This window comes from Nitrospira sp. (genome assembly GCA_035968315.1).
Classification (GTDB): Bacteria; Nitrospirota; Nitrospiria; order Nitrospirales; family Nitrospiraceae; genus Nitrospira_D.
Map to the genome: position 1 here is coordinate 1 of JAVYIN010000004.1, position 15,197 is coordinate 15,197.

General features: G+C 57.0%; 13 protein-coding genes, 1 tRNA gene and 1 pseudogene. All 15 read right to left on the reverse strand.

The genetic code is table 11. The annotated features are described in order from the left end of the window. Nucleotides 1-140: GTP-binding protein (locus tag RI101_03630; protein ID MEC4889130.1), on the reverse strand; the 140-nt coding region annotated here is incomplete at its 3' end. Nucleotides 141-179: 39 nt separating this feature from the next. Next, nucleotides 180-2,261 carry an elongation factor G gene (gene fusA / locus RI101_03635; protein MEC4889131.1) on the reverse strand — a complete coding sequence of 694 codons (2,082 nt, stop codon included), beginning with the start codon at nucleotides 2,259-2,261 and terminating at the stop codon, nucleotides 180-182. 114 nt (nucleotides 2,262-2,375) lie between these two features. Further along, the gene (gene rpsG / locus RI101_03640; protein MEC4889132.1) at nucleotides 2,376-2,846 is read right to left on the reverse strand and encodes a 30S ribosomal protein S7; all 471 of its coding nucleotides are present in this window, start codon (nucleotides 2,844-2,846) and stop codon (nucleotides 2,376-2,378) included. A gap of 31 nt (nucleotides 2,847-2,877) precedes the next feature. Next, entirely contained in the window at nucleotides 2,878-3,249 is a 372-nt protein-coding gene (gene rpsL, locus RI101_03645) for a 30S ribosomal protein S12 (GenBank protein MEC4889133.1), read from the reverse strand. Nucleotides 3,250-3,373: 124 nt separating this feature from the next. Next, nucleotides 3,374-7,552: a DNA-directed RNA polymerase subunit beta' gene (gene rpoC, locus RI101_03650; protein MEC4889134.1), complete on the reverse strand. Its 4,179-nt coding sequence runs from the start codon at nucleotides 7,550-7,552 to the stop codon at nucleotides 3,374-3,376. A gap of 47 nt (nucleotides 7,553-7,599) precedes the next feature. After that, nucleotides 7,600-11,556 carry a DNA-directed RNA polymerase subunit beta gene (gene rpoB / locus RI101_03655; GenBank protein MEC4889135.1) on the reverse strand — a complete coding sequence of 1,319 codons (3,957 nt, stop codon included), beginning with the start codon at nucleotides 11,554-11,556 and terminating at the stop codon, nucleotides 7,600-7,602. A gap of 77 nt (nucleotides 11,557-11,633) precedes the next feature. Next, nucleotides 11,634-12,035 (reverse strand): 50S ribosomal protein L7/L12, encoded by a 402-nt coding sequence (rplL, locus tag RI101_03660; protein ID MEC4889136.1) that lies wholly within the window; start codon nucleotides 12,033-12,035, stop codon nucleotides 11,634-11,636. A gap of 27 nt (nucleotides 12,036-12,062) precedes the next feature. Further along, nucleotides 12,063-12,569 (reverse strand): annotated as a pseudogene (gene rplJ / locus RI101_03665) (50S ribosomal protein L10). Nucleotides 12,570-12,612: 43 nt separating this feature from the next. Then, nucleotides 12,613-13,305, reverse strand: coding sequence for a 50S ribosomal protein L1 (gene rplA, locus RI101_03670; GenBank protein ID MEC4889137.1), 693 nt, complete (start codon nucleotides 13,303-13,305; stop codon nucleotides 12,613-12,615). Nucleotides 13,306-13,339: 34 nt separating this feature from the next. Beyond that, entirely contained in the window at nucleotides 13,340-13,765 is a 426-nt protein-coding gene (rplK, locus tag RI101_03675) for a 50S ribosomal protein L11 (GenBank protein ID MEC4889138.1), read from the reverse strand. A gap of 65 nt (nucleotides 13,766-13,830) precedes the next feature. After that, nucleotides 13,831-14,367, reverse strand: coding sequence for a transcription termination/antitermination protein NusG (nusG, locus tag RI101_03680; GenBank protein MEC4889139.1), 537 nt, complete (start codon nucleotides 14,365-14,367; stop codon nucleotides 13,831-13,833). A gap of 64 nt (nucleotides 14,368-14,431) precedes the next feature. Continuing rightward, a complete protein-coding gene (secE, locus tag RI101_03685) occupies nucleotides 14,432-14,626 on the reverse strand; it encodes a preprotein translocase subunit SecE (protein MEC4889140.1) in 195 nt (64 codons plus the stop codon). A gap of 129 nt (nucleotides 14,627-14,755) precedes the next feature. Beyond that, nucleotides 14,756-14,830: transfer RNA gene (locus RI101_03690), tRNA-Trp, on the reverse strand. 38 nt (nucleotides 14,831-14,868) lie between these two features. Next, nucleotides 14,869-15,018 (reverse strand): 50S ribosomal protein L33, encoded by a 150-nt coding sequence (gene rpmG, locus RI101_03695; protein MEC4889141.1) that lies wholly within the window; start codon nucleotides 15,016-15,018, stop codon nucleotides 14,869-14,871. Nucleotides 15,019-15,055: 37 nt separating this feature from the next. Further along, nucleotides 15,056-15,197: elongation factor Tu (tuf, locus tag RI101_03700; protein MEC4889142.1), on the reverse strand; the 142-nt coding region annotated here is incomplete at its 5' end.

The following is a 15,197-nucleotide window of genomic DNA, read 5'->3' on the forward strand; positions in this document are numbered from 1 at the left end:
TACGGCACATACTTCGCCATGCCGCGATCGGCGCAAATCTTCGTCAACGACGCCGTCAGCGTCGTCTTGCCATGGTCCACGTGCCCGATCGTCCCAATGTTTACGTGCGGCTTCTTCCGCTCAAATTTCGCCTTCGCCATACCAACTCCCTCCCTCTACACGTACTAAACGGTCAACACTTACTCGCCACGATACTTGGCAATAATCCCCTCTGAAATCTGGCGGGGAACCTGCTCGTACCGATCGAACTCCATGCTATAAGTCGCTCTCCCCTGAGTACGAGAGCGCAAGTCAGTCGCATAACCAAACATCTCACTCAACGGAACCGACGCCTCGATTGCCTGAGCTCCGGCACGAACCTTCATCCCTTGCACCTTGCCGCGCCGACCATTCAGGTTACCAATCACATCCCCCATAAACTCCTGAGGGACCAGCACCTCAACCTTCATAATAGGCTCGAGCAACACAGGATCAGCCTTCTTACAGGCATCGGCAAACGCCATAGATCCGGCGATCTTGAACGCCATTTCATTCGAATCGACATCGTGGTAAGAGCCATACGTAAGCGTTACGCGAATATCACGCAATGGATACCCGGCGATCACACCCGCATCCAACCGCTCCCTGACACCCTTTTCAACGGCAGGAATAAACTCCTTCGGGATGACTCCGCCGACAATCTTATTCACAAACTCAAAGCCCTTGCCAACCTCGGCCGGCTCCACCGTCAGCACGACATGCCCGTATTGACCGCGCCCCCCAGTCTGCTTGACGTACTTTGACTCCGCTTCAGCCTTCCGACGGATCGATTCACGGAATGCAACCTCTGGCTTTCCGACATTGGCTTCAACCTTAAACTCACGGAGCATACGATCGACGATGATCTCGAGATGCAATTCACCCATGCCTGCAATGATGGTCTGCGCCGTCTCTTCATCGGTGCGAACCCGAAAGGAAGGATCTTCCTGCGCCAGCTTCTGAAGGGCAAAGCCCATTTTCTCCTGGTCGGCCTTCGTCTTTGGCTCAATCGCCATCGCAATGACCGGCTCAGGAAACTTCATTACCTCCAGAAGAACCGGCTGCTTTTCCTCAGACAGCGTATCTCCCGTTGTCGCGCCCTTGAGACCAACGGCAGCACAAATGTCTCCGGCATAGGCAACATCAATTTCTTCCCGCTTATTTGCGTGCATCTTCAGGAGGCGGCCGATTCGATCCTTCGTCCCCTTCGTCACGTTCAAGACCGGAGATCCTGTCTTTAGCGTGCCTGAATAGACGCGGAAAAACACCAACTGACCGGCAAACGGATCAGTCATCATCTTAAAAGCAAGAGCCGAGAACGGATCGCTATCATCCGGCTTCCGCTCAACCTCATTGCCAGTATTCGGATCAATGCCCTTCACAGGCGGAATATCGAGAGGAGAGGGGAGGTAATCAACGACCGCGTCGAGCAATTGCTGAACACCCTTATTCTTAAACGCAGACCCGCACAACACCGGAGTAATCTTCATGGCGATCGTCCCTGCCCGGATCGCCCGCATAATCTCTTCTTCCGTCAACGAGTGGCCATTCAAATACTTCTCCATGACCTGCTCATCGAACTCAGCCACGGCATCGATCATCTTCTCGCGATATTCCTTCGCCTGCGCGGCGAGATTTTCAGGAATATCACCGACGACATACTTGGCACCCAACGTCTCATCGTCGTAAAAGAACCCCTTCATCTTCACCAGATCGACGGTGCCGCGATATTCACCTTCACGGCCAATCGGAATCTGAATCGGGACAGGATTCGCGCCCAATCGATCGATAATGGACTGCACGCTCGCGAAGAAGTCCGCGCCGATCCGGTCCATCTTATTCATGAAGGCAATACGAGGAACGTGATACTTATCCGCCTGGCGCCACACCGTCTCAGACTGCGGCTCCACACCCTGCACCGAGTCAAACGCCGCAACCGCGCCATCGAGCACACGAAGAGACCGCTCCACCTCGATCGTAAAATCGACGTGACCGGGAGTATCGATAATATTAATGCGCCGATCGCGCCAGAAGCAGGTCGTGGCCGCGGCGGTAATCGTAATGCCGCGCTCGCGCTCCTGCTCCATCCAGTCCATAGTCGCGGCGCCCTCATGGACTTCGCCGATCTTGTGCGTCATTCCCGTATAGAAGAGAATCCGCTCGGTGGTCGTCGTCTTGCCGGCATCAATATGAGCCATGATGCCGATGTTTCTGGTATTTTCTAACGATGTTTGCCTAGCCACTTCAATCCCCTAAAAAAACACACGTGCCGCACGTTAAGCCGAACAACGACACTGCGATTCAGACACCCCGAACCCGCGAATCGCAGGACGGCTCAACTGCAGCACGGAACGACGTTACCAGCGATAATGCGCGAAGGCCTTATTCGCCTCTGCCATCCGATGCACATCTTCCCGCTTTTTCACGGAGGCCCCGGTATTATTCGACGCGTCCAGCAACTCGGCCGCCAACCGTTCACGCATGCTCTTACCGCCGCGCGTGCGCGAATATTCAGCCAGCCAGCGAAGCGCCAGAGAAATTCTCCGAGCAGGCCTAATCTCAACCGGAACCTGATAAGAAGCGCCGCCAACCCGGCGAGACTTCACCTCAACAACCGGCTTCACATTATCAATGGCCGCCTTGAACACTTTCAGCGGATCGTTGCCAGTCTTCTCCTGGATCGAATCGAAGGCACCATAACAAATCCGCTCAGCAGTGCTCTTCTTCCCACCACTCATAAGGGTATTCACAAACTTCCCGACAAGCTTGTCTCGATACCGCACATCGGGGAGCACTTCACGCTGATCTAAAAATCTACTTCTTGGCATGTGAGAATCTCTTTCTCGTTAGTTCCGCAAACTACTTCGGCCGCTTCGCGCCGTACTTCGAACGACTCTGCTTACGATCAGCCACACCTACCGCATCAAGCGCACCGCGCACCAAGTGATACCGAACACCCGGCAAGTCTTTCACGCGTCCGCCGCGCACCAGCACGATTGAGTGCTCCTGCAAGTTATGGCCAACACCGGGAATATAGGTCGTGACCTCCATTCCGTTCGTTAACCGCACACGAGCCACCTTACGCAAAGCTGAGTTCGGCTTCTTCGGGGTGGTCGTGTACACCCTGAGACAAACCCCGCGCTTCTGCGGGCATCCCTTCAGAGCTGGACTCTTCGTTTTGGCCTTGACGAGATTCCGGCCTTTTCTCACTAACTGATTGATAGTCGGCATTGTTTTTAAACCCTTATCAAAGTCACAAACGGCGATGCCTTCATCTGCAGAGCCGTCGGATTATAATGATGCAACCGCCGCCTGTCAAGTGACCTTCAGGCGCACAGCACTTTTAGCCTGATTATTATCTCGCCGCCTCTCCAGAACCAGCCGCCACACGCTCATGACCGGCAGAATCGGCTCCATGAGCAGCCGCCACCGCCGCCGGCTCAGACTTCTCACTGATCACAAACGTATCCCGATATTCCTCAAAGCCACTGCCAGCAGGAATCAAGCGGCCCACGATCACGTTCTCCTTCAGCCCGAGGAGATTATCCTCGCGGCCATTGATCGCCGCCTCCGTTAATACACGTGTTGTTTCCTGGAACGAGGCAGCCGAAATAAAGCTGTCCGTAGTCAACGCCGCCTTAGTAATACCCAGGAGAACGGGCTTTCCTAATGCAGGCTTTCCATCTTTCTCAAGAACCCGTTCATTTTCTTTTTCGAAAAGCGCCTTGCTCACCTGGCTACCGGGCAAGAACTCGGTATCGCCCGGATCTTCGATGCGCACTTTTCGCAGCATTTGCCGAACGATGATCTCGATATGCTTGTCATTGATCGACACGCCTTGCAAGCGATACACATCCTGCACTTCATCCACGAGATATTTCTGCAATTCGTTGGGACCCAGCACATCAAGAATGTCGTGCGGATTGGCCGAACCATCCATCAACGGCTCGCCCGCGCGTACCCAGTCGCCCTCATGGACATTAACGTGCTTTCCCTTCGGAATGAAGTATTCCTTTACATCGCCCATCTTGTTATCGACAAGCACTTTCCGCTGGCCCTTGACGAATCCGCCGTAAGAGACTTCGCCGTCGATCTCACTGATGACGGCTTGTTCTTTCGGCTTGCGCGCCTCAAACAGTTCGGCCACGCGAGGCAGACCACCGGTGATATCCTTTGTCTTGGTGGTTTCGCGCGGGATCTTTGCCAACACATCGCCGGGGTGCACTTCCTGCCCCTTTTCCACGAAAATGTGAGCGCCTACAGGCAGGAGATACCGCGCAACATTGGCGCCGGCCGCCACCTTGGCGGTCTTCCCGCCTTCATCCTTGATCGACACGCGCGGTCTCAGCGTCTGACCGGAATGCTCGATGATCACCTTACGGGATAACCCGGTGACTTCATCGAACTCATCCTTCATCGTCACGCCTTCGACAATATCTCCGTAGGCAACCTTACCACCGACTTCCGTCAGGATCGTCAGTGAGTACGGATCCCACTCCACCAGTTTCTGCCCCAATTCAACCTTGTCGCCGTCCTTGATCTTGATCTTGGCGCCATACACGACCGGATACTTTTCGCGTTCGCGGCCGCTTTCGTCCACAATCGCAATCTTGGCATTGCGATTCATGACGACCCACTCGCCTTCCTTATTGCGCACGGCGATGGCGCCGTTGTGCACATCGGCGTTTTTCTTCGCGTCGAAACTCATGAAACGGATGCGGCCTGCGTGCTTGGCCTCAAGGACCGTTTGCTCGACGACCTTGCTCGCCGTACCACCGATGTGGAACGTCCGCATGGTCAACTGCGTGCCAGGCTCACCGATTGACTGCGCCGCAATGACACCGACCGGCTCACCCTTTTCAACCAGCCGTCCGCGGGCAAGATCGCGGCCGTAGCAGGCCTGACACACGCCGCGGGGCGCCTGGCAGGTCAGCACCGACCGAATCTTTACACGATCGACGCCGGCTTCCACCACCGCCTTGGTGCGCTCTTCGTTGATTTCCTCGTTGCGCGACACAATGATTTCTCCGGTCACAGGGTCGCGGATATCCTCCGCGGCCAAGCGGCCGAGCACGCGCTCTTCGAGCGGCTGAATGACCTCGCCGCCTTCGACCAGCGCACTGACCATGATTCCGTCGTGCGTCCCGCAATCGATCTCATAAATAATCACGTCCTGCGCAATATCGACGAGGCGTCTCGTCAGATAGCCGGAATTCGCCGTTTTCAACGCCGTGTCCGCCAGACCTTTGCGGGCACCGTGCGTCGAGATGAAGTACTGCAACACGGTCAGGCCTTCACGGAAATTCGCGGTAATCGGCGTTTCAATAATTTCACCGGACGGCTTCGCCATCAGTCCGCGCATACCGCCCAACTGACGGATCTGTTGGGAGCTGCCTCGGGCGCCGGAATCCGCCATCATGAAGATAGGATTGAAGGATTCGGCCTTCCCGGGATCTCCGCCTGCGCCGAGCTCCTTCATCATTTCGTTGGCCACCTGCTCGGTCACATGCGCCCAGATGTCGATCACCTTGTTGTACCGTTCACCGTTGGTGATCAAACCTTCCGAGTACTGCTTCTCGATTTCGTTGACTTCCTTTTGCGCCTTGACGATCAAATCTTCCTTCTTCGACGGGATGTGCATGTTATCGACACAGATCGACACACCCGCCCGGGTCGCATAGAAGAATCCGATGTCCTTGATCTTATCGAGGAAGACCACCGTCTCACGATGCCCCGTCTGCCGATAGACGGAGTCGATCAACTTGGTCATTTCCTTTTTCGTCATCAGCTTGTTGGCTGTCGCAAAGGGCATCCCGGCCGGAAGAATTTCTGAAAGCAGCACACGCCCCACCGTTGTCTGCACCAGCGCGCCGCTGAGACGCACCTTGATGCGAGCATGCTCTTCGACTTCCCGCGCATCGAATGCGATACGCACTTCTTCGGGAGATCCAAAAATCTTGCCTTCTCCCTTGACGCCAAGCCGCTCCTTCGTAAGCCAATACACTCCCAACACCATGTCCTGCGAGGGCACCGCAATCGGCTTTCCATTGGCCGGTGACAAGATGTTGTTGATCGACATCATCAATACCCGGGCCTCGACCTGAGCTTCAACGGACAACGGCACGTGCACCGCCATCTGGTCTCCGTCGAAGTCGGCGTTGAACGCCGCGCAGACCAGCGGATGCAAGCGAATCGCCTTGCCTTCCACCAAGACCGGATCAAAGGCCTGAATGCCCAGCCGGTGCAGCGTCGGCGCGCGGTTCAGCAACACCGGATGTTCCCGGATCACCTCGTCGAGCACATCCCACACTTCCGGCCGTTCCTTCTCGACCAGCCGCTTGGCACTCTTGATCGTCGTCGCCGCGCCACGCTCTTCCAGCTTGTGGAAGATGAACGGCTTGAACAGCTCCAAGGCCATCTTCTTCGGCAAGCCGCACTGATGCAGACGAAGCTCCGGGCCGACCACGATGACCGTACGACCGGAATAGTCAACGCGCTTACCGAGCAGGTTCTGACGGAACCGGCCCTGCTTTCCCTTCAGCATGTCGCTCAGAGACTTGAGCGGCCGCTTGTTGGGTCCACGGATAGCCCGTCCGCGACGCCCGTTATCGAACAGCGCATCGACGGCTTCCTGGAGCATGCGCATTTCATTGCGGATGATGACTCCCGGCGCCTTCAATTCCATCAGGCGCTTCAACCGGTTGTTCCGGTTGATCACGCGGCGGTACAGATCGTTGAGATCGGAGGTGGCAAAACGGCCGCCGTCCAGCGGCACGAGCGGACGCAACTCCGGCGGCAGCACCGGAATGACATCCATAATCATCCACTCTGGCTTGTTTCCGGACTTGCGGAACGCCTCTAACACTTTCAAGCGCTTCGCGTACTTTTTCTTCAACGCTGCGGAGGCCGACGTCTTGGCCTTGATCTGAATCTCATCCCACAGCGTATTGATGTCGATCTTGCGGAGCAGTTCACGAATGGCATCGGCGCCGATCCCGACTTTGAATCCGCTGGATCCGAACTCGGATTGCAGCGTCCGCAGCTTGTCTTCCGGCACCAGCTCCTTTTCGGAGAGATCCGTCGATCCCGGATCGACGCACACATAGCTTTCGAAGTAGAGAATCTTTTCCAGCTGCTTCAGACTCATGTCGAGCAGCGTCCCAATGCGGCTGGGCACGCCCTTCAGAAACCAGATGTGCGCCACCGGCGCCGCCAGTTCGATATGGCCCATCCGCTCGCGGCGAACCTTGGACTGAATGACTTCCACGCCGCACTTGTCGCAGACGATGCCGCGATGCTTCATGCGCTTATATTTGCCGCAATTGCATTCCCAGTCCTTGATCGGACCGAAAATCTTTGCGCAAAACAATCCGTCTTTTTCCGGCTTGAACGACCGGTAGTTGATCGTTTCCGGCTTCTTCACTTCGCCGTAGGACCACGACCGGATCTTCTCGGGCGACGCGATGCGAATGCGCATCGAATCGAACGACACCGAATCACGCGGTTTCTCGAATAATGAATATACGCCTTCCAAGGTAGCAACCTCCTCTGATGCCGGCAGCCTGGCCGGCACTCAAGCAGTTAGTCTTGCGTCTTGACCAGCTCGACGTCGAGCCCCAGACTCTGCAACTCTTTGACCAAGACGTTAAACGACTCAGGCAACCCAGGTTCCAAGAATGGCTCGCCTTTGACAATGGCCTCGTACATGCGCGACCGGCCAGGCACGTCGTCAGACTTTACCGTCAGGAATTCCTGCAAGGTGGACGCGGCACCATAGGCCTGCAGCGCCCAGACTTCCATTTCTCCCAGCCGCTGACCGCCGAACTGCGCTTTACCACCCAGCGGCTGCTGGGTGACCAGCGAGTAGGGACCGATCGACCGGGCGTGAATCTTATCGTCAACCAAGTGGTGCAATTTCAGCACGTACATATACCCGACCGTGACAGGACTTCCGAAGGTCTCTCCGGTACGCCCGTCCACCAGCTGGCTCTGTCCGCTCGTCGGCAGCTTGGCCTTCTTGAGCAGTTCCTTGATTTCTTTTTCCGACGCGCCGTCGAACACCGGACTCGCCACCTTGATGCCCAGAGCCTTGGCGGCCCAGCCCAAGTGCGTCTCCAGAATCTGTCCGACGTTCATACGCGACGGCACACCCAACGGATTCAGCACGATTTCCACCGGCGTTCCATCCGGCAAATACGGCATATCTTCTTCCGGCAACACGCGGGACACCACGCCCTTATTCCCGTGACGTCCGGCCATCTTATCGCCGACCTGAATCTTGCGCTTCATGGCGATGTAGACCTTGACCAGCTTGATCACGCCGGGAGGCAACTCATCGCCGCGTTTCAGGCGGCCGACCTTTTCATCGTACAGCGTCTGCAGAATCTCGATCTGCTCCTTCGCCCGACGCTCGACATCTTCCAATTCTTTCTGCTCATCCGGATCGCTCAGGATGATATGGCGCAACGCTTCATCGGGCAGCCGCTTGAGCACGTCCGCGGTCATCTTGCCCTTTTTCTTGAGAATGACGTCGCCCGTATCCGGATCCATCAAGTCACGCCCCACCACCTTGCCCAGGAGCAGCTTGCGGATCTTCTTCGTCTTTTCTTCGTCGATGATCCGCAGCTCCTCATGGTGATCGCGCTGCAGCTTCATCTGATCGTCGCTCTCGATGCTCTTCGAGCGCTCATCCTTGTCGAGCCCCTTGCGGGAGAAGATCTTCACATCGACGACAATGCCTTCCACACCGGGAGGAACCGTCAACGAGGTATCCTTCACATCACCGGCCTTCTCACCGAAGATTGCGCGCAGCAGCTTTTCTTCCGGCGTCAGCTGCGTCTCCCCCTTCGGGGTGACCTTGCCGACCAAAATATCGCCGGGCTTCACTTCAGCGCCGATCCGGATGATGCCGCTCTCGTCGAGGCTTCGTAAGGCCTCTTCGCCCACGTTGGGAATATCGCGGGTCACTTCTTCCTTGCCCAGCTTCGTATCCCGCGCTTCCAGCTCGAACTCTTCGATGTGAATCGAGGTAAAGGCATCTTCGCGCACCAGCTTCTCACTCAGGAGAATGGCGTCTTCGAAGTTGTAGCCGCCCCAGGGCATGAAGGCCACCAGGATGTTCTTCCCGAGCGCCAGTTCGCCATGATCGATCGCAGGACCGTCTGCCAGCACTTGGCCAACCTTCACCGGCTGCCCCAGTCGCACGACGGGCGTCTGGGTAATACAGGTGCTCTGATTGGACCGCTGGAACTTGATCAAATCATAGACGTCCAGACCGGAATCTTTGCCCTTCTTGCCATCCTTCGCTTCCGCCCGCACCACGATCCTGGTGGCATCGACACTTTCGACCACGCCCGCGCGGCGGGCTTGGACGACATAACCGGAATCGCGCGCCACCACCGCTTCCATGCCGGTTCCGACCAGCGGTGAATCCGACGTCACCAGCGGCACGGCTTGCCGCTGCATGTTGGATCCCATCAAGGCGCGGTTCGCGTCGTCATGTTCAAGGAACGGCACCAAGGCCGTCGCCACACTGACCACCTGCTTGGGCGACACGTCCATGTATTCGATTTTGTCCGGCGTAGCCGTGACGAAGTCGCCGCCGTGCCGTGCCGTAATCGTTTCGGCCGTCAGCCGGCCGCTGCCATCGACTGGGGAGTTGGCTTGGGCGATGAGATACTTATCGCCCTCGATGGCCGAAAGGAATTCGATCTCATCCAGCACTCGGCCCTTCACAACCTTGCGGTACGGCGCCTCGATAAATCCGAACTGGTTGATTCTGGCATAGGTCGCCAGCGAGGTAATCAAACCGATATTCGGACCTTCCGGCGTCTCGATCGGACAAATGCGGCTGTAATGGGACGGATGGACGTCGCGAACCTCGAAGCCGGCTCGCTCACGGGTCAATCCGCCCGGGCCTAGAGCGGACAAGCGCCGCTTGTGCGTGATCTCGGCCAGGGGATTGGTTTGGTCCATAAACTGCGACAACTGGCTGCTGCTGAAAAACTCCTTGACCGCAGCCACCACGGGCTTGGCATTGATCAAGTCGTGCGGCAGCACCGTCTCCATATCAAGAAGGTTCATGCGCTCCTTGATGCTCCGCTCCATGCGGACCAGCCCGAGACGGAACTGATTCTCCAGCAACTCGCCCACCGAACGAACACGCCGGTTTCCCAAGTGGTCAATGTCGTCGATCTCGCCCTTGCCCATCTTCAAATTCACGAGATAGCGGATGACTTCGACGATATCCTGCGCCGTCAGCGTCCGCTGTTCGAGCGGAAGATCCAGCCCCAGCTTCTTATTCAGCTTGAGCCGGCCAACCGGCGATAAATCGTACCGCTTGGAATTGAGGAAGAGGTTGTCGAACAGCGTCCGCGCCGTTTCGACAGAGGGCGTTTCACCAGGCCGCAGGCGGCGATAGATTTCCACCATCGCCTCTTCCTTCGACTCGATCTTTTCCATCTCCAACGTATCGAGAATCACCGGCGTCGCCGTCGCGGTGTCGAAGTAAATGACCTTGAACTCATCGACATCGTGCTCGACGATCTTTTCCAAAATCTCGGCGGTCAGCCGCTGATTTTTCGCCACCACGACATTCTTCTTCGAGTCCAGCACTTCGGTCAAAATGGCGCGCCCGATCAGCTCGGCGGGAGTCAAAGGAATCTCTTTCACGCCGGCCGCTTTCAACTTGGCGATCAATCCCTTGGTGAGCTTGGCCCCTTCACGCACCAACGGTTCCTTGCTCCCCTTTTCCGTCACTTCGGCAGAGCACCGCAGACCGTGGTGAATTTCCGGGTCCAGCTTGCGCAACATCTGGCCCTTGGCCACCCGGATTTCTTCAACCGGGTAATACATTTTCAGCAGATCGTCGCTGGAATAATTGAAGGCCTTCAGCAGAATCGTCGTCGGCATTTTCCGGCGGCGATCGATTCGCACGTACAAAATATCGCGCGCGTCGAATTCGAAATCCAGCCAGGAGCCGCGATACGGAATGATTCGCGCGGAATACAACACCTTGCCGCTGGCATGCGTCCGTCCCTTGTCGTGGGTAAAGGAAGCGCCCGGAGACCGGTGGAGCTGACTGACGACGACTCGCTCGGTTCCATTGATGATAAACGTGCCGCGTTCGGTCATGAGCGGCAATTCGCCGACATAGACCTCCTGCTCGCGCACATCCAGCACCTTTTTGCGAGGCCCCTTGTCTTCCTTGTCGAACACCACGAGCCGGACCCGAAGCTTGAGCGGCACCGCGAAGGTCATGCCTTGCTCAATGCACTCCCGCTCATCATACTTGGGCGTACCCAAGGTATAGCTGGAGAACTCCAGGACAGCCGTATTGTTGTAATCGGGAATCGGAAACACGCTGGCTAAGGCCGCCTGCAAACCATGATCCTTCCGGCGCTCGGGCTCGACTTCCATTTGCAGGAACTCTTCGTACGAGCGCTTCTGAATTTCGATCAGATCAGGGATGGCAATGCTGGCCCGGATGCGTGAATAATCTTTCCGTTCGACGAACTCCTGAAGAGTCGTTTCGGACATGCGCACTCCTCCACACACGATGGTTGGCGACGGGTGCCGTCCCGCGACGGCACCCACAGACTGTCAGACGACGATGCTTACTTGACTTCGACCTTGGCGCCGCTCTCTTCGAGCTTCTTCTTCATCGTGTCGGCTTCTTCCTTCGTCGCGCCAGCCTTCACCGGCTTGGGCGCGCCTTCGACCAGATCCTTTGCTTCCTTCAAACCAAGGCTGGTCAACTCACGCACCACCTTGATGATCTGGATCTTCTTGTCGGCCGGGGCCGAGGCCAGAATGACATCGAACGATGTCTTCTCTTCCGCCGCCGCCGCCGCGCCGCCACCCGCTGCCGGAGCCGCCGCCACGGCAACCGGAGCCGCCGCGGTCACGCCAAAGCGAGTCTCCAAGCCCTTCACCAACTCCGCCAAATCCAGCACGCTCATGCCCTCAATGGCCTTGATCAATTCTTCCTGCGTCAATTTTGTTGTAGTTGCTGACATGTCCCCTTCTCCTTTCCGTTTATCCTCAATGGCTGCAATGACTCGCACAAACTTTGACAATACTGCGCCCAACGTATACACCACACCGCGAATCGGGCCCTGCATGGCCGACAGCAGCATGGCAATGAGCACTTCCTTCTTGGGAAGCTTGGCGACCGCCGCCAGCTCTGCCGGCTGCACCACCTTCCCTTCCAAGACTCCGACTGTAATCTTGATCTTCTCTTCGCGCTTCTCCAGGCCGATCCAGTCCCGCAACACCTTCGTCGGCAATACGGGATCGTCATAGCCGATCACCATGCCGGTCGGCCCCTTGAGATGCGCCGTCAGCCCAGCGAGACTCGTCCCCTCAGCCGCTCTGATCGCCAAGGTGTTCTTGACGATCCGATATTCGGCCTTCGCCCCGCGCAGCTGCTTCCGCAGTTCCGTGACCTGATTCACGGGAAGCCCGACAGACTCCGTGAGGATGGCGAGCCGCGCGCGACCGAACTTTTCGGTCAACTCCGCTACTGCCGTCGTTTTCTCTTCCTTCTTCATACGTGACCCTTTCTCTGCAGACGCTGTTGAACCCAGCGCTCACTTAACTCCACTGCTTGGTCAACGCCACCGTATCCAACTGCACACCAGGCCCCATCGTGCTCGAAATCGTGGCAGTCTTCAGGTAACGCCCCTTGCAGGACGCCGGCTTCGCCTTGATCACCGACTCGATGATCGCCGAGGCATTCTCATAGAGCTTATCGATATCGAACGAGACTTTCCCGACGGGCACTTGCACGATTCCCGCCTTCTCGACCTTGAACTCGACGCGGCCCTTCCGGATTTCGGCCACGGCCTTGCCCACCTCGAACGTGACCGTTCCGGTCTTCGGATTCGGCATCAAGCCGCGAGGACCCAGCTGCTTGCCGAGCTTGCCGACCGCCGCCATCAAATCCGGCGTGGCAATCGCGCAATCGAAATCCAGCCAGCCGCCCTTGATCTTCTCCATGAGATCGTCGGAGCCCACGAAATCAGCCCCCGCCTGGCGAGCCTCCTGCTCTTTTTCCCCCTTGGCAAACACCAGGACACGGACCTGCTTGCCGGTCCCGTGCGGCAACGACGTGGTCCCGCGCACCATCTGATCCGAACGCTTCGGGTCGACCCCCAAGCGCAGGGAGAGATCCACCGACTCATCGAACTTCGCATAGGCCGCCTTCTTGACGACATCGACCGCTTCACGCAGGACATACATGCGCGGCTCGACTTTCTCCAACGCGGCCTTCATTTTCTTTCCCATGCCTCGTACTCCTTCTTCCCAAACGCCGTCCGCCCTACCCCTGAACTACCACACCCATGCTGCGGGCCGTCCCCTCGATGATCTTGATCGCCCCTTCGAGATCGGCCGCATTCAAATCGGACATCTTCTTCTGCGCGATCTCATTCAGCTGCTTGCGCGTAATCTTGCCGACTTTATCCTTTTGCGGCACGCCGGATCCCTTGATGATGCCGGCCGCCTTCTTCAATAAATCTGACGCCGGAGGCGTCTTCATGATGAAGGTAAAGGTGCGATCTTTATACACGGTGATGATCACCGGAATAATGCTATCGCCTTCCTTCTGGGTCTTGGCATTGAACTGCTTGCAGAATTCCATGATATTGACCCCGTGCTGACCAAGCGACGGGCCGACAGGAGGAGCCGGATTGGCCTTCCCTGCTGGAATCTGCAACTTAATCTGAGCCGATACTTCCTTTGCCATGTGAATCTCCTCAGAACGTCTGAATCACTCCACTCACTTTCCCTCAATACCCAAACCGCCAGCCGCTAAATCCGCTCAACCTGCAAAAAGCCCAACTCCACAGGGGTGGACCGGCCGAAAATGCTGACCATCAACTTCAACCGGTTATGATCATGATCGACCTCATCGACCACCCCATTGAATCCCATGAAGGGGCCATCGATGATCCGAACATTATCCGTCTTGATAAACTTCACCTGCTCGCGCGGACCGGACTGCCCGGCATCCACCTGCTTGAGCAACGACTCCACTTCTTCGTCGGTTAACGGCAGCGGCTGCGCTCCTCCGCCGACAAACCCCGTGACCTTCGGCGTTTCCTTGATCATCTGCAGTGTTTCATCCTGGAGCGGCGTCTCCAATTCCACCAAGACATAGCCGGGGAAAAACTTCCGCCGGGAGGTGCGCCGCTTGCCATCCTTAATTTCAATCACGTCTTCGGTCGGGACCAGCACTTGGCCGAGCTTTTCGACAAGCCCCATCTGATTCGCCCGCTCCAAGAGACTAGTCTTCACGCGTCCCTCGAATCCCGCGTACGTATGAATCACGTACCAGTTTTTCGTCATGCGTCACCCTCAGGTATAGAAATCAGGACGCGCCTCCACGAGACGCTTATCCGGCGAACCACGATCAAATAATCTTGCTGACCAACCACACGAGAAACGAATCGATCACCGACAGATACAGCGACATCAGCACACAGAAGACGATCACAACCGTGGTCGAACCGATGGTTTCAGCCCTGGTCGGGAACGACACCTTCTTCAGCTCCGCCCGCACATCGGCGACAAATAACCGAATCGACTCCGTCATCCGCTTGAACATGCCGCCCTCCGCTCCCTACAATCTTTCTTTCGCCTCGACCGCCACACACTCTATCCGCCACCACTCCAGAAACGATTGCCCCACTTGCCCATTGCCATGATCGGGCGCCCGGCACAAGCAAGATTGGAGTGGCAGGGGCACTAGGATTTGAACCTAGACCATCGGTTTTGGAGACCGAGGTGCTGCCATTGACACCATGCCCCTACACAGACCGTTACACCGGCTCGAAAGCCGGCGCCAGCCTACTTCACTTCCTTGTGGGCAACGTGCTTCCGGCAGAACTTGCAGAACTTGTCTCGCTCCAGCCGGTCAGGATCGTTCTTCTTGTTCTTGGTGGTCGAATAGTTCCGCTGCTTGCAGGCCGTGCAGGCCAAATCAATAATCTCTCTCATCGCAATTCTCCCACGCTGTCAAATGACAGCTGTCTCGTTACGCCAGAATTTCAGTGACGACGCCGGAGCCGACGGTCTTGCCGCCCTCGCGGACCGCGAAGCGCAACCCCTGCTCCATCGCGATCGGGCTGATCAACTCGCCCGTGACACTCACGTTGTCGCCCGGCATGACCATCTCC